The sequence below is a fragment of the Nocardia asteroides genome (assembly GCF_021183625.1).
Lineage (GTDB): Bacteria > Actinomycetota > Actinomycetes > Mycobacteriales > Mycobacteriaceae > Nocardia > Nocardia asteroides_A.
This window is the reverse complement of the sequence record NZ_CP089214.1, coordinates 2,447,839-2,466,967: the sequence shown is the minus strand read 5'-3', so window position 1 is coordinate 2,466,967 and position 19,129 is coordinate 2,447,839. Positions and strand designations below refer to the sequence as shown.

Annotated in this window: 25 protein-coding genes and 1 tRNA gene; 18 read left to right on the top strand and 8 right to left on the bottom strand. The window is 72.9% G+C overall.

What is annotated here, in order from left to right; genetic code table 11:
• Positions 1-36: 36 nt before the first annotated feature.
• The gene (locus LTT61_RS11990) at positions 37-237 is read right to left on the bottom strand and encodes a hypothetical protein (protein ID WP_233020014.1); all 201 of its coding nucleotides are present in this window, start codon (positions 235-237) and stop codon (positions 37-39) included.
• A 104-nt stretch (positions 238-341) separates the two neighbouring features.
• Here LTT61_RS11990 and LTT61_RS11985 point away from each other — a divergent pair, with 104 nt between their 5' ends.
• The gene (locus LTT61_RS11985) at positions 342-671 is read left to right on the top strand and encodes a plasmid stabilization protein (RefSeq protein ID WP_233020013.1); all 330 of its coding nucleotides are present in this window, start codon (positions 342-344) and stop codon (positions 669-671) included.
• Between the two features lie 58 nt (positions 672-729).
• Here LTT61_RS11985 and LTT61_RS11980 read toward each other — a convergent pair whose 3' ends face one another.
• Entirely contained in the window at positions 730-1,155 is a 426-nt protein-coding gene (locus LTT61_RS11980; RefSeq protein ID WP_233020012.1) for a PRC-barrel domain-containing protein, read from the bottom strand.
• Positions 1,156-1,450: 295 nt separating this feature from the next.
• On the opposite strand from LTT61_RS11980, the gene LTT61_RS11975 reads away from it, so the two are divergent.
• Together LTT61_RS11975 and LTT61_RS11970 are read left to right on the top strand one after the other, a co-directional pair.
• Positions 1,451-1,942: a hypothetical protein gene (locus LTT61_RS11975; RefSeq protein WP_233020011.1), complete on the top strand. Its 492-nt coding sequence runs from the start codon at positions 1,451-1,453 to the stop codon at positions 1,940-1,942.
• Positions 1,943-1,961: 19 nt separating this feature from the next.
• Positions 1,962-2,657 (top strand): helix-turn-helix transcriptional regulator, encoded by a 696-nt coding sequence (locus LTT61_RS11970; protein WP_233020010.1) that lies wholly within the window; start codon positions 1,962-1,964, stop codon positions 2,655-2,657.
• A gap of 70 nt (positions 2,658-2,727) precedes the next feature.
• Here LTT61_RS11970 and LTT61_RS11965 read toward each other — a convergent pair whose 3' ends face one another.
• From LTT61_RS11965 to LTT61_RS11955, 3 genes are all read right to left on the bottom strand, one after another.
• Positions 2,728-3,123, bottom strand: coding sequence for a VOC family protein (locus tag LTT61_RS11965; protein WP_233020009.1), 396 nt, complete (start codon positions 3,121-3,123; stop codon positions 2,728-2,730).
• A gap of 50 nt (positions 3,124-3,173) precedes the next feature.
• The gene (locus LTT61_RS11960) at positions 3,174-3,587 is read right to left on the bottom strand and encodes an arsenate reductase ArsC (RefSeq protein WP_233020008.1); all 414 of its coding nucleotides are present in this window, start codon (positions 3,585-3,587) and stop codon (positions 3,174-3,176) included.
• Positions 3,588-3,761: 174 nt separating this feature from the next.
• On the bottom strand, positions 3,762-4,679 hold the full coding sequence (locus tag LTT61_RS11955) for an oxygenase MpaB family protein (RefSeq protein WP_233020007.1): 918 nt from the start codon (positions 4,677-4,679) through the stop codon (positions 3,762-3,764).
• A gap of 211 nt (positions 4,680-4,890) precedes the next feature.
• On the opposite strand from LTT61_RS11955, the gene LTT61_RS11950 reads away from it, so the two are divergent.
• Genes LTT61_RS11950 through LTT61_RS11905 form a run of 10 tightly spaced genes read left to right on the top strand, consistent with a single transcriptional unit; the run spans position 4,891 to position 9,763 of the window.
• Positions 4,891-5,448: an RNA polymerase sigma factor gene (locus tag LTT61_RS11950; protein ID WP_233020006.1), complete on the top strand. Its 558-nt coding sequence runs from the start codon at positions 4,891-4,893 to the stop codon at positions 5,446-5,448.
• Positions 5,439-6,062, top strand: a complete 624-nt coding sequence (locus tag LTT61_RS11945) for an anti-sigma factor family protein (RefSeq protein WP_233020005.1) — start codon at positions 5,439-5,441, stop codon at positions 6,060-6,062. The genes LTT61_RS11950 and LTT61_RS11945 overlap by 10 nt, the downstream gene beginning before the upstream one ends.
• Positions 6,059-6,427, top strand: a complete 369-nt coding sequence (locus tag LTT61_RS11940) for an Asp23/Gls24 family envelope stress response protein (protein WP_233020004.1) — start codon at positions 6,059-6,061, stop codon at positions 6,425-6,427. The genes LTT61_RS11945 and LTT61_RS11940 overlap by 4 nt, the downstream gene beginning before the upstream one ends.
• Positions 6,424-6,744, top strand: coding sequence for a hypothetical protein (locus LTT61_RS11935; protein WP_233020003.1), 321 nt, complete (start codon positions 6,424-6,426; stop codon positions 6,742-6,744). The genes LTT61_RS11940 and LTT61_RS11935 overlap by 4 nt, the downstream gene beginning before the upstream one ends.
• 58 nt (positions 6,745-6,802) lie before the next feature.
• On the top strand, positions 6,803-7,297 hold the full coding sequence (locus LTT61_RS11930) for an Asp23/Gls24 family envelope stress response protein (RefSeq protein ID WP_233020002.1): 495 nt from the start codon (positions 6,803-6,805) through the stop codon (positions 7,295-7,297).
• A gap of 2 nt (positions 7,298-7,299) precedes the next feature.
• Entirely contained in the window at positions 7,300-7,488 is a 189-nt protein-coding gene (locus LTT61_RS11925; protein ID WP_233020001.1) for a hypothetical protein, read from the top strand.
• Positions 7,485-7,856 carry an alkaline shock response membrane anchor protein AmaP gene (locus tag LTT61_RS11920; protein ID WP_233020000.1) on the top strand — a complete coding sequence of 124 codons (372 nt, stop codon included), beginning with the start codon at positions 7,485-7,487 and terminating at the stop codon, positions 7,854-7,856. The genes LTT61_RS11925 and LTT61_RS11920 overlap by 4 nt, the downstream gene beginning before the upstream one ends.
• A complete protein-coding gene (locus tag LTT61_RS11915; RefSeq protein ID WP_233019999.1) occupies positions 7,853-8,458 on the top strand; it encodes a DUF6286 domain-containing protein in 606 nt (201 codons plus the stop codon). Before LTT61_RS11920 ends, LTT61_RS11915 begins: the two co-directional genes overlap by 4 nt.
• A complete protein-coding gene (locus LTT61_RS11910; RefSeq protein WP_233019998.1) occupies positions 8,455-9,024 on the top strand; it encodes an alkaline shock response membrane anchor protein AmaP in 570 nt (189 codons plus the stop codon). Before LTT61_RS11915 ends, LTT61_RS11910 begins: the two co-directional genes overlap by 4 nt.
• 10 nt (positions 9,025-9,034) lie before the next feature.
• The gene (locus LTT61_RS11905; protein ID WP_233019997.1) at positions 9,035-9,763 is read left to right on the top strand and encodes an SIR2 family NAD-dependent protein deacylase; all 729 of its coding nucleotides are present in this window, start codon (positions 9,035-9,037) and stop codon (positions 9,761-9,763) included.
• On the opposite strand, the gene LTT61_RS11900 is transcribed toward LTT61_RS11905, so the two are convergent.
• The gene (locus tag LTT61_RS11900; protein WP_233019996.1) at positions 9,756-11,057 is read right to left on the bottom strand and encodes a D-arabinono-1,4-lactone oxidase; all 1,302 of its coding nucleotides are present in this window, start codon (positions 11,055-11,057) and stop codon (positions 9,756-9,758) included. The two genes, LTT61_RS11905 and LTT61_RS11900, sit on opposite strands and share 8 nt — an antisense overlap.
• A 60-nt stretch (positions 11,058-11,117) precedes the next feature.
• On the bottom strand, positions 11,118-11,801 hold the full coding sequence (locus LTT61_RS11895) for a TetR/AcrR family transcriptional regulator (RefSeq protein ID WP_233019995.1): 684 nt from the start codon (positions 11,799-11,801) through the stop codon (positions 11,118-11,120).
• 124 nt (positions 11,802-11,925) lie between these two features.
• On the opposite strand from LTT61_RS11895, the gene LTT61_RS11890 reads away from it, so the two are divergent.
• Positions 11,926-13,419 carry an MFS transporter gene (locus LTT61_RS11890; protein WP_233019994.1) on the top strand — a complete coding sequence of 498 codons (1,494 nt, stop codon included), beginning with the start codon at positions 11,926-11,928 and terminating at the stop codon, positions 13,417-13,419.
• A 52-nt stretch (positions 13,420-13,471) separates the two neighbouring features.
• On the opposite strand, the gene LTT61_RS11885 is transcribed toward LTT61_RS11890, so the two are convergent.
• Positions 13,472-14,743 (bottom strand): lipase family protein, encoded by a 1,272-nt coding sequence (locus LTT61_RS11885; protein WP_233019993.1) that lies wholly within the window; start codon positions 14,741-14,743, stop codon positions 13,472-13,474.
• A gap of 427 nt (positions 14,744-15,170) precedes the next feature.
• Between LTT61_RS11885 and pgm the strand changes: the two genes are divergently transcribed.
• The 4 genes from pgm (at position 15,171) to LTT61_RS11865 (ending at position 19,056) form a co-directional block, all read left to right on the top strand.
• Complete coding sequence (gene pgm / locus LTT61_RS11880; RefSeq protein ID WP_233019992.1) at positions 15,171-16,808, top strand: phosphoglucomutase (alpha-D-glucose-1,6-bisphosphate-dependent); 1,638 nt, start codon at positions 15,171-15,173, stop codon at positions 16,806-16,808.
• On the top strand, positions 16,801-18,129 hold the full coding sequence (locus LTT61_RS11875) for an MFS transporter (protein WP_233019991.1): 1,329 nt from the start codon (positions 16,801-16,803) through the stop codon (positions 18,127-18,129). The genes pgm and LTT61_RS11875 overlap by 8 nt, the downstream gene beginning before the upstream one ends.
• 60 nt (positions 18,130-18,189) lie before the next feature.
• Positions 18,190-18,894 carry a DsbA family protein gene (locus LTT61_RS11870; RefSeq protein ID WP_233020969.1) on the top strand — a complete coding sequence of 235 codons (705 nt, stop codon included), beginning with the start codon at positions 18,190-18,192 and terminating at the stop codon, positions 18,892-18,894.
• Between the two features lie 89 nt (positions 18,895-18,983).
• A tRNA-Ala gene (locus LTT61_RS11865) sits at positions 18,984-19,056 on the top strand.
• Positions 19,057-19,129 lie beyond the last annotated feature (73 nt).

Sequence of the window (19,129 nt, the reverse complement as noted above, 5' to 3'; positions counted from 1 at the left end):
TTCGCAACACTGCCTAGCGGGCTGCCGACAGTGGCCCTAGCGGGCGATATCGCCCGGCAGGGTGCCGAGGGTGAGCACGAGCGCGGCCGACAGGCCGAACGCCGCGATCAGGCCGGTGAGAACGGACTGGGTCAGAGCTGCGATACCGCACGCGAAGGTGGAGCAGGTCACGAAGGCGAGCACCGCGGTTCCGCGTTCCAGCCCGAGGATTCGGGTGTGGTTGCGGATCGCTGTCATCTCACCCAGGTACCCGAGCGGTTGTTTTCCGAAACCTTTTCGTGACCCGGCCGCGCCGATTTCACTCGGTCGGCACGGGGTACGGCGGAGGCAGGAGGTGTGACATGCCGAAGGAATGGACGGCGAAGCAGGAGCGCCAGTACGAGCACGTGAAGGACTCCGCGGAGGATCGCGGGGCGAGCACGAAGCGGGCGAAGGAGGTCGCGGCGCGCACGGTGAACAAGAACCGGGCGCAGGCCGGGCAGACGAAGACGGCCACCCGCTCGTCGGTGCGGGACAAGTCACCGCAGCAGCGCGGCGGGCAGCGCTCCGGCACGGACCGGCCCAAGGGGCTCACCCGCGACCAGCTCTACGCCGAGGCGCGGAAGAAGAACATCGAGGGGCGCTCGAAGATGACGAAGAGTCAGCTGCAGAAGGCGCTCGGGAAGTCCTGACCCGCATCCGGGCGGCGCGTGCCGGGTGCCGGCCCGGCGCGCGCCGCCGCCCAGGGGCTCAGCCCGCGCCGGGGTCGGGGTCCGGCCTGCCGTAGGTGAGCGGCTCGTCGCCGCCCGCCTCGATGTCCGGCATGGCGTGTCGCGGGCGGTACTCCGCGGCCGCGGGCCGCCCCTCCTCCAGCTCGTAGTGCACGAGCAGCTCGCGCTCGGCCTCGCCGCTGATGTGGCCGTCCTCGTCCAGGTACGGGGCGGTGCGGACGGCGCCCTTCGGCACGCTGACCCGGATCGAGGAGCTGGCCTCCTGGTGACTGGCACCGATCAGCGGGATGAGCGCGTCGCCGGCGAAGAGCCCGGCGGAGACGGCCATCCAGGTGGGGGCGCCGGTGGCGTTGTCCAGGTACAGGCGGCGGACCTTGCCGATCTTCTCGCCGTCGCGGTCGTACACGGTGTGCCCGATCAGGGCCTCCAGCGTCGCTTCGCTCACGATTTCTCCTCGGTGTCCGGGCGGTCCGGTCGGAAAAACGCTGATCAGCTACTGCTTCACTACCCGAGCAATATTCTGGCAAACATTTCCCGGAACGGGTAGCGCCACCCCGAAGGAATCGCTACAGGAATGCGGGGAGTTCGCCGAAAGGGTGCCTGCTCTGGTAATCAACCCCGGCACAAGGATTTTCACATGGTGTCCGGCGATTCGCTCGGTAATTGCCGGTTTCTGCGGCATGGTGAGGCGGAAAGGGTGGGAAACGCTGCAGGGAGGTCGACCCGTGAGGAAGTTCCGCTTGACCCGGCTCCTGGTATCCGCGCTCGCGGTTGCGGCGCTGGCGGCCTGCTCGGACGAGGTCAAGGATGGCGAGGCGACGGGCGAGGCGAGCGCCACCGACGGCAGCGCGACCGCGGCGCCGACCACGACGGTGCCGATTGTCGAGCCGGAGGGCGCCGTGCGGGTCCCGATCGACGAGACCGGCACCGCCACCATGCCGCCCGGGTCGGTGCTGGAGATCCGGGTACCGGCGGCCTGGGGCGATGCCGCGGCCGCGCTGCGCTGCACGGTCACCGACGGCACCGGGCGGAACGAGGACCTGCACTCCTCGGAGGTGAAGAAGCGGGAGGAGGCGGGCGGCCAGGAGTGGATGACGCTGTGGACCTTCTCCGCCGCGCCGAACGCCGAGCTCACCGTCGGCTGCGCCGACCCGGAGCGCCGGGTGCCGCCGGAGGGGCAGCCGTTCGTCCGGGTGGTGCCGCGCTCCTCCGCCCCGCCCGCCGCGCGGTAGCGGGCGTAATCTCGCGGCCATGGCCGGTTATCGGGAGCGGCGGGCGCGGCTGGCCGGGGCCGTCGTCTGGGCGCGCACGGGTGTGGCGGAGTTCGAGCTGCCGGTGCTGCCGGACGGCTGCATGGATCTGATCTGGACCGAGGGCAGGTTGGTCGTGGCCGGGCCGGACACCGTCGCGTACCGCCCCGATCCCGGCGGTGGCGAGTTCGCCGGCTTCCGGTTCGCGCCTGGCACCGCGCCTGCCGTGCTCGGGGTGCCCGCGGCCGAGGTGCGGGATCGCCGGGTCGACCTGGCCGAGCTGTGGCCCGCCGCCCGGGTCAGAGCGCTGTTCGCCGGGGTGGACGATGCCGCGGATCGCCCCGCCGCGCTGGAGGCCGCCGTGCTGCGCCGCGCCGCCGAGCGGCCCGCCCCCGACCCGGCGCTGGGCCGGGTGGTGGCGGCGCTGGACGCCGGGCAGCCGGTGCGTTATGTCGCCGAGCGCGCGGGCTGGACCGCGCGCACCCTGCACCGCCGCTCGCTCGCCGCCTTCGGCTACGGCCCCAAGACGCTGGCCCGCGTGCTGCGGTTGCAGCGCGGGCTGGCGCGCGCCCGCGCCGGGGTGCCGCTGGCCGAGACCGCGGTGGGTGCGGGCTACGCCGACCAGGCGCACTTCACCCGCGAGGTCCGCGAGCTGACCGGCCTCACTCCGGCCGGGCTCCTCCGCGGCGGGGGCTGAGCGGGCCTGCCGCGCCGCCGGGCAGCGGCGCCGACCTACACCCGCGCCCTACGCGGGTGGCCGGGCCCGCTCAGCCGTCGAGCGCGGCGTAGAGGTCGACGCCGTTTCCGTCCGGGTCCTGGATCGAGGCGTAGCGCTGCCCCCAGGGCGCGTCGAACGGCTTCAGTTCGCCGTGCGCGCCCGCCTCGACCAGCGCCGCGTAGGTGGCGTCCACGGTCGCCGGGTCGGGGCAGCGGACGGCGAGGCCGATCCGGCCCTCGCCGCTCGGCGGCTGCCAGCCGGGCTGGAAGGAGCGCACCGTCTCCTCGGTGTCGAGCATGAGCCGGAACCCGCCGCCGAGCTCGGCCTCGGCGTGCGGCGCCTGTTCGGCGCCGTCGGGGAACTCCAGGCCGAGCCCGCGGTAGAAGGCGAGCGAGGCGGTCATGTCGGCGACCACCAGGCCGATGGCATCGAGTCGAAGAGTCATACCGCGAGCCTACGAAGCGGGGGCCGCGCGCGGCTTGAACGAATCGGACGTCAGCGGGTGTGCGCGGGCACCAGCTCGGCGATCAGGTTCTCCACCAGGATCCGCAGGTGGTCGCGGATCGGCCGGACCGCCTCGATGGGCTGGCCCGCGGGGTCGGGCAGCACCCAGTCCCGGTAGCTGATGCCGGGGAAGAACGGGCAGGCGTCGCCGCAGCCCATGGTCACCACCACGTCGGAGAGGCCGACGGCCTCCTCGGTGAGCTGGGCGGGGGTGCGCGTGGCGATATCGATCCCGACCTCGGCCATGGCGGCCACCGCCGCGGGGTTCAGCGCCGCGGCCGGTTCGCTGCCCGCGGAGCGCACCTCGATCCGATCACCCGCCAGCGCGCTGAGGAATCCCGCCGCCATCTGCGACCGTCCCGCGTTGTGCACGCAGACGAACAGCACTGTGGGCCTGTGGGCCATGGAAACGCCTTTCCGGGGTTCGGGCCGATCGGGTCCGATCGCCGTTGGGTCCGTGCCACGTCCGGCTGTCGGGTCGATACCGAAACGCTGTCGTAGCGTAAGGGATACCCGGACACGCGAACGCCCGGCGGCCGGAGTTGCGGCCGCCGGGCGGGGTGTGATGCGCGAATCGAATCAGAGCGGCCGCAGGTCGATCACCTTGCGCAGCCGCTGCCGGTCGCGCTCCAGCTTGCGCGCCTCGTAGGCGATCGGGAAGTAGCGCACCCGCTCCGGCAGCAGCGGGGTGCCGCGCGAGACCACCCAGCCGATCAGCTTCAGCCTGCGCTCGTCGGCGGCGGTCCAGGTGAGGCCGAGCTTGCGCCGGGCGGGCTCCGGGGTGGTGCCGACGGTGCAGAAGTACTGCAGCTTGCCGATCGGCGCGAAGAGCGCGTGCCACAGCGGGTGCAGCGGTCGCGGCAGCTCCTTGGGCGGAGCCACCTTCCGGATGGTCTTCAGGTAGTCGCGCGCGGTCTGCGTGGCTTCGAGGTTGTTCTCGACGGCGGCGGCGAAGAACTCTTCGAACTCGGCGAAGGTCGCCGGGATCTCCTTGGGCGCCACCGTGAAGTTGCGCAGCAGCTGCAGCGCCTCCTGGTAGTACGCCTCCTTGTCCTCGTCCCGTAACGGCGTGCGGGCGAAGTACTTCGAGTTCGCGCAGAAGGCGTAGGTGCCGGTGTGCAGCACCCAGGCCCACGGGCCGCTGGAGAGCGCCCTGTGCTGCCTGCCGCTCGCGTCGGTGGTGTTCAGCGAGGCGTGCATCGCCCGCAGCCGATCGGCCTCGGCCAGCGCCTCGTCACCGCCGTAGACCCACATCATCACCGAGGAGACGCTGCGCAGCGCGCGGCCCATGGGGTCGGTGCGGAAGGTGGAGTGCTCGTCGACGACCGCGGAGATGGTCGGCTCCATGGTCTGCAGCAGGAACGCCGAGCCCGCGGTCAGCGAGAAGGTGACCAGCCCGGTCTCGTCCCACATGCGGGTTCCCGGTTCGATGGCGCGGCGCGGGGGAAGGACGCGCTTGCCGGTGTCATCGACGGCGACGGGGGCGGAGGCGGTCATTGCGATCTCCTTATGATCTGCCGAGAGCGTATAGATGAGATGGTAAGTGCCTAACACTCTCAGTGTCTACGCATCCCCGGACGTTTGGAAGAGCCGCCTGCGGTCATGCGACGAATACCGCGCCGCAGCATCATGTGACACAGAACACAGCGAATCCTCCGTGACGCATCCCCGCTACGGCGTGTCCGACGGATGACAACGGGAGGATTTCGTGACGAGTTCGCAGACCGTCGCGCCGGACGAGGCGACGCTGGTCGGGCGCGCCAGGGACGGCGACGTCCGCGCCTATGAGGAGCTGGTGCTGCGCTACCAGGCGCGGATGTTCCGGCTCGCGGTGCGGGTGCTCGCCGACCGGGCGGACGCCGAGGACGTGGTCCAGGAGGTCTTCCTGACCGCCTGGCGCCGGCTCGACCAGCTGGCCGACGAGACGGCCTTCGTCGGCTGGCTCTACCGGATGACCACCAACCGGTGCCTGAACGTCATCCGGGCCAGGCGGCCGCAGGCCGAGCTGGATCCGGAGACCGCCGAATCGCCGCGCACCGACACCAGACCGGAGCACGCTGTTCAGGTGAGCAGTCAGCTCGGCGCGCTGCACGCGGCGCTGGCGACGCTCACCCCCGAGCAGCGCGCCTGCTGGCTGCTGCGCGAGGTCGAGGGGTTGTCGTACGAGGAGATCGCCGACGCGGTGGGTGCGGGCCCCGCGGCGGTGCGCGGCCGGATCGCCCGCGCCCGAGCGCAATTGTCCGAGGTGATGAAGCCATGGCGGTGAACTCCGCAGCAGACCACGAGGCGACCGGGTACCGGCTGCCCTGTGGCCGCGATCTGGAGCAGGTCTGGGACAGGCTGGACGCGGTCGAGGCCGGGCTCGGCGACGAGCACGAGACGCACTGCCCGCACTGCGCCACCGCGCGGGAGAGCCTGCGCGCGCTGCGCGTCGCCACCGCGGAGCTGATCGCCGAGCCGGAGCCCGCCCCGCCCGACCTCACCGCCCGGATCATGTCCGCGGTGCGGGCCGAGGTGCGCCGCGGCCGGACCATGTCGCTGGCCACGCCGGAGCCGGGCGGGGTCGAGGTCTCCGAGCGCGCGGTCGCCGCGGTGCTGCGCTTCGCCGCCGATTCGGTGCCCGGCGTGCGGACCAGGCGCTGCCGGATCAAGCCGGTCGGCACCGAGCCGGACGGCAGGGCCGCGGTCGAGGTCGAGCTGGCCTTCGCGCTCGCCGCCGGGACGCCGGTCGGCGGTGTACTCCCGGTGGTCAGGCAGCGGGTGAGCGCCGCGTTGAACGGCGACATCGGGGTCTCGGTGCGCCGGCTGGACGTGGTGGTCGCCGATCTCTACGTCGACGACGCGGCACCGCGGCGTTCGGACGACGGCGGTCCGCGATGACCCAGGTGACCGAATTCGTGGTCGAGCCCGCGGTGCTCGCGGCGGTCGCGGCGCGCGCCGCGCTCGCGGTGCCCGGCGTGCTGCGGCTGGAGCCGGGCATGCGTGGCCTGGTCTCGACCTGGGTGCGCACCGGCAGGCAGCGCTTCGGCGGCACCGACGCCGCGATCGCGGACGGGGTCAGGGTGCGCAACCACGCCGACGGCCGGATCACCGTCGAGGTCGACGTGGTGCTCTCCACCGAGCGCCCGGCGGCAGCGGCCGGGATCGCGGTGCAGCGCGAGATTGCCAGGGTGCTGGCCGAGCACACCGGTCAGCGGGTTGCCGCGGTGACCGTGAGCATCCTCGACATCGAGGTCGGCCCGTGACCGAGAGCGAGCTCGTGCGCGCGGTGACCGACGCCGTCCGCGCCGTGCCCGGGCTGCGCCCGGCGCAGCCGCTCGGCCCCGCGGGCCCCTCCTGGCTGCCCCGGCCGGGCGGCGACGGCGTCGAGCTGACGCCCCGCCTGGTCACCGTGCGCGTTGTCGCCCGCGCGCTGCCGCTGCCGCCGCTGCTCACCGCGGCCGAGCACGGCATCCGGGCGGCGCTGGCCGGCACGGCGCTGGCGGGAGCGGCGCTGCGGCTCGTGGTCTGCGAGCTGGATGCCGCCGCCTTCACCAAGGTGACGCCGGTCACACCCCCATGACGAACCCGCACCCCGGCGGGTCGAACACCACGAACCCGAAAAGACCAGAGGAGGAACGATGTCCGCACCGCTCACCGAACCGAAGAACCACGCCGACGCGGCCAAGCCCGTCGCCGGGGAGACCCTGCAGAAGGATCCGATCCGCAAGGCCAATGCCCTGGTGACCGATCAGGGCACCACCACCATCGCTGACATGGTGGTGCAGAAGATCGCCGGGCTCGCCGCCCGCGAGGTGCGCGGGGTGCACGCGCTCGGCGCGGGCTCCAGCCGGGCCTTCGCCGCGCTGCGCGACCGCATCCCCGGTGCGTCGGCCAGCATCGGCCAGGGCGTCTCCGTCGAGGTCGGCGAGACCCAGGCCGCGGTCGACGTGGAGATCGTCGTCGAGTACGGCGTCGCCATCGCCGAGATCGCCAGGGCGGTGCGGCGCAACGTGATCACCGCGATCGAGCAGATGACCGGGCTCGAGGTCGTCGAGGTCAACATCAACGTCAACGACGTCTTCATCCCCGGGGACGACGAGGACGCGCCCGCCCCGCCGAGCCGGGTGCAGTAGCCGTGAACGGGACGACACTCGGGCTGCTCGCCGGGCTCGCGCTCGGCTTCGCGGGCGCCTTCGGCGGGTTCGGCGCGTTCGTGGTGGTGCTGCTCTTCGGCGCGCTCGGGCTGCTGGTCGGGCGCTGGCTCGACGGCGAGCTCGACGTGGCCGAGCTGGTCCGCTCCGCGCAGCGGCGGGGCGGGAGGTGACCGCCGCGCCCGCGGCGGTCACCGCCGCGCCGGAGGGGAGTGCCACCGGCCTCCGTGCGCCGGAGGCGCGCGGAGTCACCACGGTGGCGCCGCGCGCGGTGCGGCGGATCGCCGCGCAGGCGGCCGGTGAGGTGCCGGGCGTCGCCGGGCCGGTGCAGGTCAAGGCCGTCGTGCGCGGCGACCACGCCCTGCTCGACGCCGAGGTGCCGATTCGGTATCCCGAGCCGGTCCGCAGGGTCACCGACGCCTGCCGGGCGCACCTGACCGCGCGTGTCGGCGAGCTCACCGGGCTGCGGGTGGCCCGGGTGGAGATCCTGGTGCCCGCGCTCGTCGGTGACGCGGCGCCCGCCACCGGGCGGGTGTCGTGACCAGGCGGCCGCGCCGGGTCGTTCCCGCGGTGCTGCTCGCCCTCGTGCTGCTCGCCGCGGCGATCGCGGTGATCGTCTCGCTGGTGCAGCGGCTCACCGACACCCGCGAGTTCGTCTCCTACGACCGGGTCGCGGCCGAGCTGTACGCGGTCGAGTGGGGCGAGACGCCGGTGCTGGTCACCGGCATCGGCGCGCTGACGCTCGGCGCGCTGCTGCTGGTCGCGGCGGTCTGGCCGGGGCGCGCGCTGCTGGTTCCGCTGGTCGACGAGGAGGGGCTGCGCGCCGGGGTGTCCCGGCGCGGGCTGCGCGCCGCGATCCGGGAGAGCGCCGAGACGGTGGACGGGGTGACCGCCCGCGGGGTGCGGTTGGGCCGCCGGTCGGTCAGGATCGAGGCGCGAACCGATCGGGTCGAGTCGGCGGGCACCGCCGATGCGGTGTGCGACCGGGTGTCGAACCGGCTGCGGGAGATCGGAACCCGCTCGGTGCGCCGGGTGCGCACGTCGCTGCGGACGCCGGAGGTGGCGAACTCGCCTGCCCGCGGGACGGCCGCGCCCCTCGGCCCGGGGCAGGCGCACCGCACGAACATCGAAGGTGGAGCATGAATCGGATGAACCGGCCCGCCGCGGCCAACCGCACGCTGCTCGGGCTCGCCGGGCTCGCGCTGCTCGCCGCTGGCGGCTACGCCCTCGCCGCGCACTACGGCCGCCTGACCTGGGTCGACACCGGCGCCCCGCTGGTACCCGGCCCGGCGGCCCCGCCCACCTGGGTCTTCCTCGCCGTGATCGCGGGCGCCGCGCTGCTCGGCCTGCTGTGCCTGCGCTGGCTGCTCGCGCAACCCTTCCGCATGCCGAAGTCGGTGGGCTGGCAGGTCGGCGGCGACGACCGCACCGGCCGGACCGTGCTCCGCTCCGGCACCGCCGCCGCCCCGGTCGCCGCCGACATCGAGCGCTACCCGGGCGTGCGCGCCGCCGAGGCATGGCTCTCCGGCGGCCCGGACACCCCGCAGCTGCACCTGCTGGTCACCGCGGCGCCCGCCGCCGACGTCGCCGAGCTGCGCCGCCGCATCCTCGGCCACGCCGTGACCCGGCTGCGCGCCGCGCTCGAGGTCGAGATCATCCCGGTCACCCTGGAGCTGCGCTTCGCCGACGAGCAGCGCGCCCTGCAATAGGCTGGGAACCATGAGCGCGGCGCGCCGGATCGGCGTCTTGACCGGGGCGGGCATCTCCACCGACTCGGGAATCCCCGACTTCCGCGGCCCGCGGGGCGTCTGGACGACGAACCCGATCGCCGAGCTGCTCACCACCTACGACGCCTACCTCGGCGACCCCGAGGTCCGGGTGCGCTCCTGGCAGGCCCGCCGGGAGAACCCCGCCTGGGCCGCGGAGCCCAACGCCGCGCACCGCGCGCTCGCCGAGCTGGAGCACGCGGGGCACGAGATCGGCATCGTCACGCAGAATGTGGACGGGCTGCACCAGCGGGCGGGCTCGACGCCGGAGCGGGTGGTGGAGATCCACGGCACCATGTTCGGCGTCGAGTGCGTCGAGTGCCCGTACACCACGACCATGGCGGCGGCCCTCGAGCGGGTCGCGGCCGGCGAGCCGGACCCGCCGTGCCCGCGCTGCGGCGGCGTCCTCAAGGCCGCGACCATCATGTTCGGCCAGCAGATGAACCGGCGCACGGTCGCCGCCGCGCTGGCGATCGCCGAGCGCAGCGAGCTCTTCCTCGCCATCGGCTCCTCGCTGCAGGTGGAGCCGGCCGCCTCGCTCTGCTCGGTCGCGGTGGACGCGGGCGCCGAGCTGGTGATCGTCAACGCCGAGCCGACCCCCTACGACCGGATCGCCACCGAGGTGATCCGGGAGCCGATCGGCACCGCGGTGCCCGCGCTGGTCCGATCCCTGCTCAGCTGACCGGCCCGAGCACCCGGTCCAGGTAGTCGTTGCGGAAGAGCCCGTCCGGATCCAGCTTCCGGCGCACCGCCGCGAACCGCTCCCACTCCGGGTAGCGCGGGCGCAGCGTCTCCGCGGTGCGGAAGTGCCGCTTCCCCCAGTGCGGCCGCCCCCGGTAGCGGGCGAAGACCGCCTCGCAGGCGCGGAAGTACGGCCCCCACTCCATGTCCCGGTACTGGTGCACGGCGATGTAGCAGGTCTCCCGGCCGCCCGCCGGGGAGAGGAAGGCGTCGTCCGGGGCCACCCAGCGCACCTCGATCGGCATCGGGGTGTCGAACCGCCGCGCGATCTCCTTGATCTCCCTGATCGCGGCGGCACCGTGCGCGCGCGGCAGCGCGTACTCCATCTCGGTGAAGCGCACCAGCCGCGGGGTGGCGAAGACCCGGTACGAGCGGTCCACCTTCTGCCGGTGCCCGCCCGCCCGCGCGGCGGTCCGCTGGATCAGCGGGACCAGCTCGGGCCGCCGCCTGCCCACCCGGCAGAGCGCGTCGAAGACGTGGTTGGAGAGCAGGATTCCGTCCAGCCAGTCGACCGCGGGGGCGCGCGGCCGCTCCGGCGCCTCGGTCCGGTTGTTGCGCTTGGTCATGGTCAGCGTGCTGTGACCGAACATGTAGAACTCGAAGTGCTCGTTGCCGTCGACGTGCGAATCCAGCTCGGCCAGCACGTCTTCCAGCGGGAGCGGCCGCTCCACCCCGGCGAGCACGAAGGAGGGCACCAGCCGCAGCGTGACCGCGGTGACGACGCCGAGCGCGCCGATGCTCACCCTGGCCGCGCGCCAGCCGTCCGGGTCGGTCTCCTCGTTCAGCTCGAGCACGCTGCCGTCGGCGGTGACCAGCTCGATGGAGTGCAGCGCGTCGGAGATGTTCCGCAGCCGGGAACCGGTGCCGTGCGTCCCGGTGGCGGTGGCGCCCGCGACGGTCTGCACGTCGATGTCGCCGAGGTTGGGGAAGGCGAGGCCGTGCGTGTGCAGCGCGGCGCTGGCCTCGTGCAGCGTGATGCCCGCCTGCACCCGGGCCAGCCCGGCCGCGCGGTCCACGTGCAGCACCCGGTTCATCCGCGAGAGGTCGAGCAGCACACCGTCGGTGAGCACCGCGTCGGTGAAGGAGTGGCCCGCTCCGGCCACCCGCACGTTCCGGCCGCGCGCCGCGGCGGCGGTGACCAGCGCGGCGACCTCGGCGGTATCCCGCGGGTGCGCGACGACGGCGGGGTGGCAACGCTGATCGCCTGCCCAGTTCACCCACGGCGAGTTGGTCATGTGTCCAACAGTAGGGGATGGGTGCGGCGAGTCGCCAGGAATTCGCAGGATAGTCCGAAGTTATCGGCGGCGTGGCGGGCAGAGTTTGCCCTTGGCCTGCTCCACCTGCTCCTCGGTGAGCGCCGATTCGCAGAGCGGGAGCCGTGCCGTGCCGTCGCCGCGCACGCCGTTCAGCGCCACCGCCATGTAGCGGCGCCAGGTCTCCGGCGCCACCGGGCGGCAGAACTCGGCGAAGCTGTCGATCATGTGCACCAGCGCGAAGAGGTCGGTCGGCTGCACGTCCTGGTGCAGGTCGCCGGTGGCGCGGGCGCGCTCGACGATGCGGTTCAGCGGCGTCTGCATCCGCTCGCGCAGGTCGCGGAAGCGCTCGATCTGATCGTCGAGCTCCAGCAGCACCTCGCTCAGGCCGCGGCTGCCCGCGAGGTGCTCGCAGGCGTACTCGAAGAACTCGACCAGCGCCGCCCATGGGTCCGGGTTGCGGGCCGCGGTCTCGGCCGCGGCCACGAATTCGTCCATCTGCTGGGCGAAGACCTGGACGATCAGCTCCTTCTTGCTCGCGAAGCGGCGGTACACGGTGCCGACCCCGACGCCGGCGCGCTCGGCCACGTCGTCCAGCGAGATCTCCAGCCCGCGCTCGCCGAAGAGCTCGCGCGCGGCGGCGACGATGCGCTCCTGATTGCGCGCGGCGTCGGCGCGGAGGCGGCGGGGGGCATGGCTGGGAGAGGTCGACGTGGTGGGACTCACAACCTCAGTCTAGCAACGCTCGGGATTAACCGGAGGCGGTCTCTCCGTTATGGTGATAGTCTCCGAGTAAGTGGAGGCCATGCCTCCACATTCGCAGCTCGACTCCGATCCCCAGGGGAGAAGAATGACTACCACGATCGATACCGCGGCCCCGGCCGCCGCGGAGACCGGCAGGCGCGGCTCCGCCGCCGTCCGCTGGTGGGTGCTCGCCGTCATCGGCATCGCCCAGCTGATGGTGGTGCTCGACGCCACCGTCGTGAACATCGCGCTCCCCGCTGCCCAGGCCGACCTCGGCTTCGGCGACGGCGACCGGCAGTGGGTGATCACCGGGTACGCGCTCGCCTTCGGCAGCCTGCTACTGCTCGGCGGCAGGCTCAGCGACCTCTTCGGCAGGCGCACCGCCTTCATCACCGGGCTGATCGGCTTCGCCGTCGCCTCCGCCATCGGCGGCGCCGCCACCAGCTTCGAGATGCTGGTCGCCGCCCGCGTCGGCCAGGGCGTCTTCGGCGCGCTGCTCGCCCCCGCCGCGCTCTCGCTGCTCACCGTCACCTTCACCGAGCCCGCCGAGCGGGCCCGCGCCTTCGGCATCTTCGGCGCGGTGGCAGGCACCGGCGGCGCCATCGGGCTGCTGCTCGGCGGCGCGCTCACCGAGTGGGCCTCGTGGCGCTGGGTGATGTTCGTCAACCTCGGCTTCGCCGCCGTCGCGCTGGTCGGCGCGGCGCTGCTGCTCGCCAAGCACGTCGCCACCGATCGCCCGCGGCTCGATCTGCCCGGCACGCTGAGCGTCACCGCCGCGCTCTTCGCCATCGTCTACGGCTTCTCGCACGCCGAGTCCGAGGGCTGGTCCGACCCGCTGACGCTTGGCTTCCTGGTCGGCGGCGCGGCGCTGCTCGCGGTCTTCGTCCGGCTGCAGACCCGGGTCGCGCATCCGCTGCTGCCGCTGCGGATCGTGCTCGACCGCACCCGCGGCGCCTCCTACCTCACCGTCTTCGTGATGGGGATCGGGATGTTCGCGATCTTCCTCTTCCTCACCTACTACCTGCAGCTGACGCTCGGCTACACCCCGATCACCACCGGCCTCGCCTTCCTGCCGATGGTCGCGGGCATGGTGATCTCCTCGACCACCGCGCCCTCGGTGCTGCTGCCACGGGTCGGGCCGAAGGTCGTGGTCAGCGGCGGCTTCACGATCGCCGCGGTCGGCATGCTGCTGCTCACCCGGATCGAGCTGGATTCGAGTTACGCCACCGCTATCCTGCCCGCGCTGGTGATCCTGGGTCTCGGCCTCGGCGGCGCCATGTCGGTCGCCTTCCAGGGCGCGACGTCGGGCGTCGGGCACACCGACGCCGGGGTCGCCTCGGCGACCATCAACACCAGCCAGCAGGTCGGCGGCTCGATCGGTACCGCGCTGCTCAGCACCATCGCGGCATCGGCGGCCTCGGACTACCTGGCCGGCCGGACGCTGAGCCCGGAGGCGGTGGCGCAGTCCGCGATCGAGAGCTACACCACCAGCTTCTGGTGGGCCACCGCGATCTTCGCGGCTGGCGCGGTGATCGTCGGCTTCCTGATGCCGAACACCGTCCCGGCCCCCGCCGAGGGCGAACCCGTTCTCGCGCACTGAGTTCAACGCCGAAACGCCCGGACCGGCTGGTCCGGGCGTTTCGGCGTCATCGTCAGCAGTTGGCGGGGGCGGGGACTCCGGCGAAGCGGTCGGCCAGGAAGTCGAAGGCCCGCGCGCTGCCCTCCGGGATGGCGGTGCCGTGGTCGGTGCCGGGCAGCATGTCCAGCTGCACCCTGGCCCCGGAGCCGCAGTAGCGGCCGACGACCTCGCGCACCAGCTGCGGCGAGACCGCGTCGTTGGTGCCGTGCCAGACGTAGGTGGGGATCCGCGGCACGCCGGGGAAGATCTCCAGGCTGTTCTCGTGCAGGATGCGCACGGTCTCGGGGTCGGCGGTGTCGAGCGGGCCGGAGAAGACGTCGGGCAGGCTGCGGTTCGCGCCCGCCGCGATGATCTCGTCGGTGCAGCCGTTCGCGATCCGGTTGCGCATATCCGCGCCCGCCGGCTTCAGGATGGCCTCCATCGGCAGCTGCCCCGGGTACTCCCGCTCCAGCCCCATGGCGGCCGCGAAGCCGAGCCCGAACAGCGGGTTCGGCTGCATGCCGAGGTCGAGTGCCAGCTTGCCGATGTTCATCGGAACCCCGCCCTCGGCCACCCCGACCAGGGGCAGCTCCGGCGCGTAGTCCGGGGCGAGCGCGGCCGCGAAGCCGGTCGCCATGCCGCCGCCGGAGTAGCCGGCCAGCCCCATCGGGCTGCCGCCGAGCCCGGCCGGGGCGAACCGCTGCACCGCGCGCAGGCCGTCCAGGGTGATCCGGCCGCCGAGCCGGGCCGCGCCGTAGGCGCTGTTCGGGCCGAGGTGATCCGGCACCGCGACCGCCCAGCCGCGGCCGAGCAGCAGGTTCAGCACCGGACCCTCGCGCAGCCCGCCGTCGAAGAGCGCGTGCGAGGGGGCGCAGCGCAGGCCGAGCGCGTTGACGAACGGCTGGTACGACACCACCGGCCGGTTCGCGCCACCGCCCGGCGGCACCAGCACCGTCGTCACCGCGCCGATCGGCCCGCCCTGCGAGTCGGTGCTGCGGAAGAGCAACTGCCAGGCGGTGGCGCCGGGGTAGCTCGGCGCGGGCACCTGCCTGCTGCGCATGACGTCGCCGAGGTTGAAGCGGGCGACGTCCGCGGGGGCGGCGTAGAAGGCGTCGGGGTCGGGAGCCGGGTAGATCGGCCCCGCCGCGGCCGGGCCCGCGCCGAGCCCGGTGCCCGCCGCGAGCAGGAGCGCGGCGATGCCGACGAGTCCCGCCCGGCCGAAGCGCCTGCCGTCGGGCCCGCGCCGCCGGGTACCGAAGCGCGCCGCCGCGCGCCGCGTTCGGGAGACTGCCCGCTGTACCGCCATCGTTGTTTCTCCAGACTCGGGATGGATCGGATCGAACGTGAACTTCTCGGCCGGACTCCAGGCATTCGTACGGGCGCGCCGGGGGGATTGTCAACACGGGGGCTCGAGCCGTCGGAAAGCTTGTTTTCGCTGGTAGAACCAACCGCGCGGTTCTCCGGGCCGACCCGTGTCGGACCCTGGCGATAGGCTCGGGCGGTGCCTTTCCGACGCCGTTCTCGGGGGTGCCCGCGGCAGGGGCCGCGCGACGTTTCCCGCTCCGCGCCCCCGCTTCGTAGACTGCTCGGATCGGGAGCCGCCCGCACACCAGGGGGCGGTACGGGGAAGGGAGCGCGGGTATGACCTTCGCGAACGCGGCCGCACGCGACCGGGTGTGCGCGTGATCCCGATGACGAGCCTGGCGCAGCCGACACGGAAGGGAGCCACCACCATGGCCCACGATCGAGCGGGCCGCCCGGCCCGCGTCGCCGATCTGGAAGACATCCCGCACCTGGTCACGGCCTATTACAGCCGGGTGCCCGATCCGGCCGAGCCCGCGCAGCAGGTGGTCTTCGGCACCTCCGGGCACCGCGGCTCCAGCCTGGACACCGCCTTCAACGAGGCGCACATCCTCGCCGTCACCCAGGCGATCGTCGAGTACCGCGCCACCCGCGGCATCACCGGCCCGGTCTACCTGGCCAGGGACACCCACGCGCTCTCCGAGCCGGCCTGGACCACCGCGCTCGAGGTGCTGGCCGGCAACGACATCGCGGTGGTGATCGATTCCCGCGACCGCTACACCCCGACCCCCGCGCTGAGCCACGCCGTGCTCCGGCACAACCGCGGCAACCCCAGGCATCAGGCCGACGGCATCGTGGTCACCCCCTCGCACAACCCGCCCCGCGACGGCGGCTTCAAGTACAACCCGCCGCACGGCGGCCCCGCCGACACCACCGCCACCGACGCCATCGCCGAGCGCGCCAACGAACTGCTCCGCACCGGCCTCACCGGCGTCCGCCGCGCCACCCTGACCGCGGCGCTCGCCACGGCCGAGCGCTACGACTACCTCGACCACTACGTCTCCGACCTGCCCTCGGTCTCCAACCTGGACGCCATCCGCGGCGCGGGCATCCGGCTCGGCGCCGACCCGATGGGCGGCGCGAGCGTCGACTACTGGGAGGAGATCGGCCAGCGCTACGACCTCGAGCTCGAGGTGGTGAACCCGCTGGTCGACCCGACCTGGCGGTTCATGCCGCTGGACAGCGACGGCAAGATCCGAATGGACCCCTCCTCCCGCTACGCCATGGCGAACCTGGTCTCGATCAAGGACGACTACGACATCTCCACCGGCAACGACGCCGACGCCGACCGGCACGGCATCGTCACCCCGGACGGCGGGCTGCTGAACCCGAACCACTTCCTCGCCGTCGCCATCGAGTACCTGGTGGCGAACCGGACGGGCTGGGACGCGCTCTCCAAGATCGGCAAGACGGCGGTGAGCTCGTCCATGATCGACCGGGTGGTCGGGGTGCTCGGCCGCGACATCTACGAGGTGCCGGTCGGCTTCAAGTGGTTCGTGCCGGGGCTGTTCAGCGGCAGCCTCGCCTTCGGCGGCGAGGAGAGCGCGGGCGCCTCCTTCCTGCGCACCGACGGCACCGTCTGGACCACCGACAAGGACGGCATCATCCTGGCGCTGCTCGCCGCCGAGATCGCCGCCGTCACCGGCCGGACCCCGTCCGCGCGCTACGTCGAGCTGGAGCGGCGCTACGGCGCCCCCGCCTACGCCAGGATCGACGCCGCGGCCACCGCGGAACAGAAAGCCAAGCTGAAGAAGTTGACACCGGACATGATCACGCAGCGGGAGATCGCGGGCGAGCCCGTCACCGAGGTACTGACCAGCGCCAAGGGCAACGGCGCCGCGCTCGGCGGGGTCAAGGTGAGCACGGAGAACGCCTGGTTCGCCGCGCGCCCCTCCGGCACCGAGGACAAGTACAAGATCTACGCCGAGTCCTTCCACGGCGCCGAGCACCTCGCGCAGGTCCAGGCGGCGGCCGAGGAGATGGTCGGCCGCGCACTAGCCGGTGAATAGGGCGGACCGGCTGCCCGGCGAGATCTGGGTACTGATCGCCGGTTCGTTCGTGATCGCGATCGGCTTCGGGCTGGTCGCCCCGGTGCTCCCGCAGTTCGCCCGCGGCTTCGGCGTCGGCGTGGCCGCGGCGTCGGCCATCATCAGCGCCTTCGCCCTGATGCGGCTGCTGTTCGCGCCGATGAGCGGGCGGCTGGTGCAGCGGCTCGGCGAGCGCCCGGTCTATCTCGGCGGGCTGCTCGTCGTCGCGCTCTCCACCGGGGCCAGCGCGCTCGCGCAGAGCTACTGGCAGCTGCTGGTGCTGCGCTCGCTCGGCGGCATCGGCTCCACCATGTTCACCGTGTCCTCGCTGGCCCTGGTGATCCGGATGTCGCCGCCCGGCGCGCGCGGCCGCGTCTCCGGGCTGTACTCGACCAGTTTCCTGGTCGGCTCGCTCGGCGGCCCGCTGATCGGCGGGCTCTTCGCCGGCTTCGGCCTGCGCGCGCCCTTCGTGCTCTACATGATCGCGCTGCTGATCACCGTCGCCGTCGTCTGGTACGCGCTGCGCGGCTCCACCCTGATCAACACGGTGGAGAGCGGGCCGCAGCGCACCATGAGCTTCGCCGAGGGCTGGAGCCGCCCCGAGTACCGGGCCGTGCTCTGGTCCAACTTCTGCAACGGCGCCGCGGTGTTCGGCGTCCGGATGGCGCTGGTGCCGCTGCTCGTGGTCGAGGTGCTCGGGCAGGAGCCTTCCATGGCGGGGATCACGCTCACCGTTTTCGCCGCGGGCAATGCCGTGGTGCTCTTCACCAGTGGCAGGCTCTCCGATCGGCTCGGCCGGAAGCCGTTCCTCGTGCTCGGCTCGTTCATCTGCGCCATCGGCACCGGCGGGCTCGGCCTCGCGGATACTGTCCCGCTGCTGCTGATCACGAGCTTTGTTGCCGGGGTCGGCTCCGGCATGTTCAGCCCCGCGCAGCAGGCCGCCGTCGCCGACATCATCGGGCCGAATGCGCGCGGTGGGCCGGTGCTGGCCGGGTTCCAGATGTCGGCGGATCTCGGGACCGTGCTCGGGCCGATCCTGGTCGGCTTCCTCGCGCAGCAGTTGTCGTACGGGGTCGGGCTCGGGGTCACCGGCGGGTTGCTCGCACTCGCCGCGGTCTTCTGGCTCCTGGTTCCCGAGCCCATGCGCCGGGAGACCGATCCGTCGAGCCGCACCGCAGGGGACGGGAGCGGTTCGAGCGGGAAGCCCGGCATCGCGCCCCTGCCACCCGACCCCGGAGCCGCCGCGCCGCTTCCACCCTGCGCCGAATCGGAGGGGCTCGGTGGGCGCGGCGGCGCGCGGTAGCGCGGATACGGCAGAGTGGACGGGGTGAGCACACCGTCCGCCGGCTACACCCCGCGCCCGATGTCCAGCAACACCACCTACGCGCTCGGCGCGCTCGCCGTCGTGATCATCGGCATCATCGTCTTCGCCGCCTACCGCTGGTCCTCCGGCGGCGAGGACGCCGTCACCCGCAATGACGGCTACGGCTCGGTGCGCGACGCGACCGTGCAGGTCGCCGTCGACGGCAACGCCATCCGCCTCGGCAAGCCCGACGCGCGCACCACCGTCGACATCTACGAGGACCCCATCTGCCCCGCCTGCGGCGTCCTGGAGCGCGTCTACGGCCAGGAGATCGCCCAGCGCGTCGACGAGGGCGCCCTCGCCGTCCGCTACCACCTGGTGAACTTCCTCGACTCCCGCAGCTCCTCCGGCGACTACTCCACCCGCGCCGCGGGTGCCCTGCGCTGCGTCGCCGAGAGCGGCCAGGCCGTCGCCTACGCCCGCTTCCACGACGCCCTCTTCCTCGCCGAGCAGCCCGAGGAGAGCGCCGACAGCGACCACACCGCCGACGAGCTCGCCGCCATCGCCCGCACCTCCGGCGCCCCCGACACCGCCGTCCAGTGCGTCGCCACCGGCGCCCGGACCGAGGCCGCCCGCACCGCCGCCGCCGCCAACCTGGACGCCCTGCGCGCCGCCTCCGACAAGGTCGGCACCCCGACCGTGATCGCCGGTGGAGACGACGTCGACGTGAACAACGCGGAATGGGTGGTCGAGCTCACCCGCTGACTCGCAGCTCAGGGGGCGATTTGGTGGGCGTGCGGAGGGTGGTGTAACTTCGTTCAGGCAGCCGGGGAAGCCCGGCGGTACACCATCTCGGGGCTATGGCGCAGCTGGTAGCGCACCACACTGGCAGTGTGGGGGTCAGGGGTTCGAGTCCCCTTAGCTCCACCCATTTTCCGCAGGTCAGGCCCGGTCTCCGACCGGGCCTGATTTCTTTCCGCCGGTCAGTGTGCCAAGAGTG

Excerpts from the sequence above, each read along its gene's own strand:
- LTT61_RS11885 (WP_233019993.1), bottom strand. The coding sequence starts at position 14,743 with ATGGCGGTACAGCGGGCAGTCTCCCGAACGCGGCGCGCGGCGGCGCGC.
- LTT61_RS11970 (WP_233020010.1), top strand. The coding sequence starts at position 1,962 with ATGGCCGGTTATCGGGAGCGGCGGGCGCGGCTGGCCGGGGCCGTCGTC.
- LTT61_RS11960 (WP_233020008.1), bottom strand. The coding sequence starts at position 3,587 with ATGGCCCACAGGCCCACAGTGCTGTTCGTCTGCGTGCACAACGCGGGA.
- LTT61_RS11990 (WP_233020014.1), bottom strand. The coding sequence starts at position 237 with ATGACAGCGATCCGCAACCACACCCGAATCCTCGGGCTGGAACGCGGA.
- pgm (WP_233019992.1), top strand. The coding sequence starts at position 15,171 with ATGGCCCACGATCGAGCGGGCCGCCCGGCCCGCGTCGCCGATCTGGAA.
- LTT61_RS11890 (WP_233019994.1), top strand. The coding sequence starts at position 11,926 with ATGACTACCACGATCGATACCGCGGCCCCGGCCGCCGCGGAGACCGGC.
- LTT61_RS11955 (WP_233020007.1), bottom strand. The coding sequence starts at position 4,679 with ATGACCGCCTCCGCCCCCGTCGCCGTCGATGACACCGGCAAGCGCGTC.
- LTT61_RS11900 (WP_233019996.1), bottom strand. The coding sequence starts at position 11,057 with ATGACCAACTCGCCGTGGGTGAACTGGGCAGGCGATCAGCGTTGCCAC.
- LTT61_RS11945 (WP_233020005.1), top strand. The coding sequence starts at position 5,439 with ATGGCGGTGAACTCCGCAGCAGACCACGAGGCGACCGGGTACCGGCTG.
- LTT61_RS11870 (WP_233020969.1), top strand. The coding sequence starts at position 18,190 with ATGTCCAGCAACACCACCTACGCGCTCGGCGCGCTCGCCGTCGTGATC.
- LTT61_RS11930 (WP_233020002.1), top strand. The coding sequence starts at position 6,803 with ATGTCCGCACCGCTCACCGAACCGAAGAACCACGCCGACGCGGCCAAG.
- LTT61_RS11965 (WP_233020009.1), bottom strand. The coding sequence starts at position 3,123 with ATGACTCTTCGACTCGATGCCATCGGCCTGGTGGTCGCCGACATGACC.
- LTT61_RS11905 (WP_233019997.1), top strand. The coding sequence starts at position 9,035 with ATGAGCGCGGCGCGCCGGATCGGCGTCTTGACCGGGGCGGGCATCTCC.
- LTT61_RS11985 (WP_233020013.1), top strand. The coding sequence starts at position 342 with ATGCCGAAGGAATGGACGGCGAAGCAGGAGCGCCAGTACGAGCACGTG.
- LTT61_RS11940 (WP_233020004.1), top strand. The coding sequence starts at position 6,059 with ATGACCCAGGTGACCGAATTCGTGGTCGAGCCCGCGGTGCTCGCGGCG.
- LTT61_RS11910 (WP_233019998.1), top strand. The coding sequence starts at position 8,455 with ATGAATCGGATGAACCGGCCCGCCGCGGCCAACCGCACGCTGCTCGGG.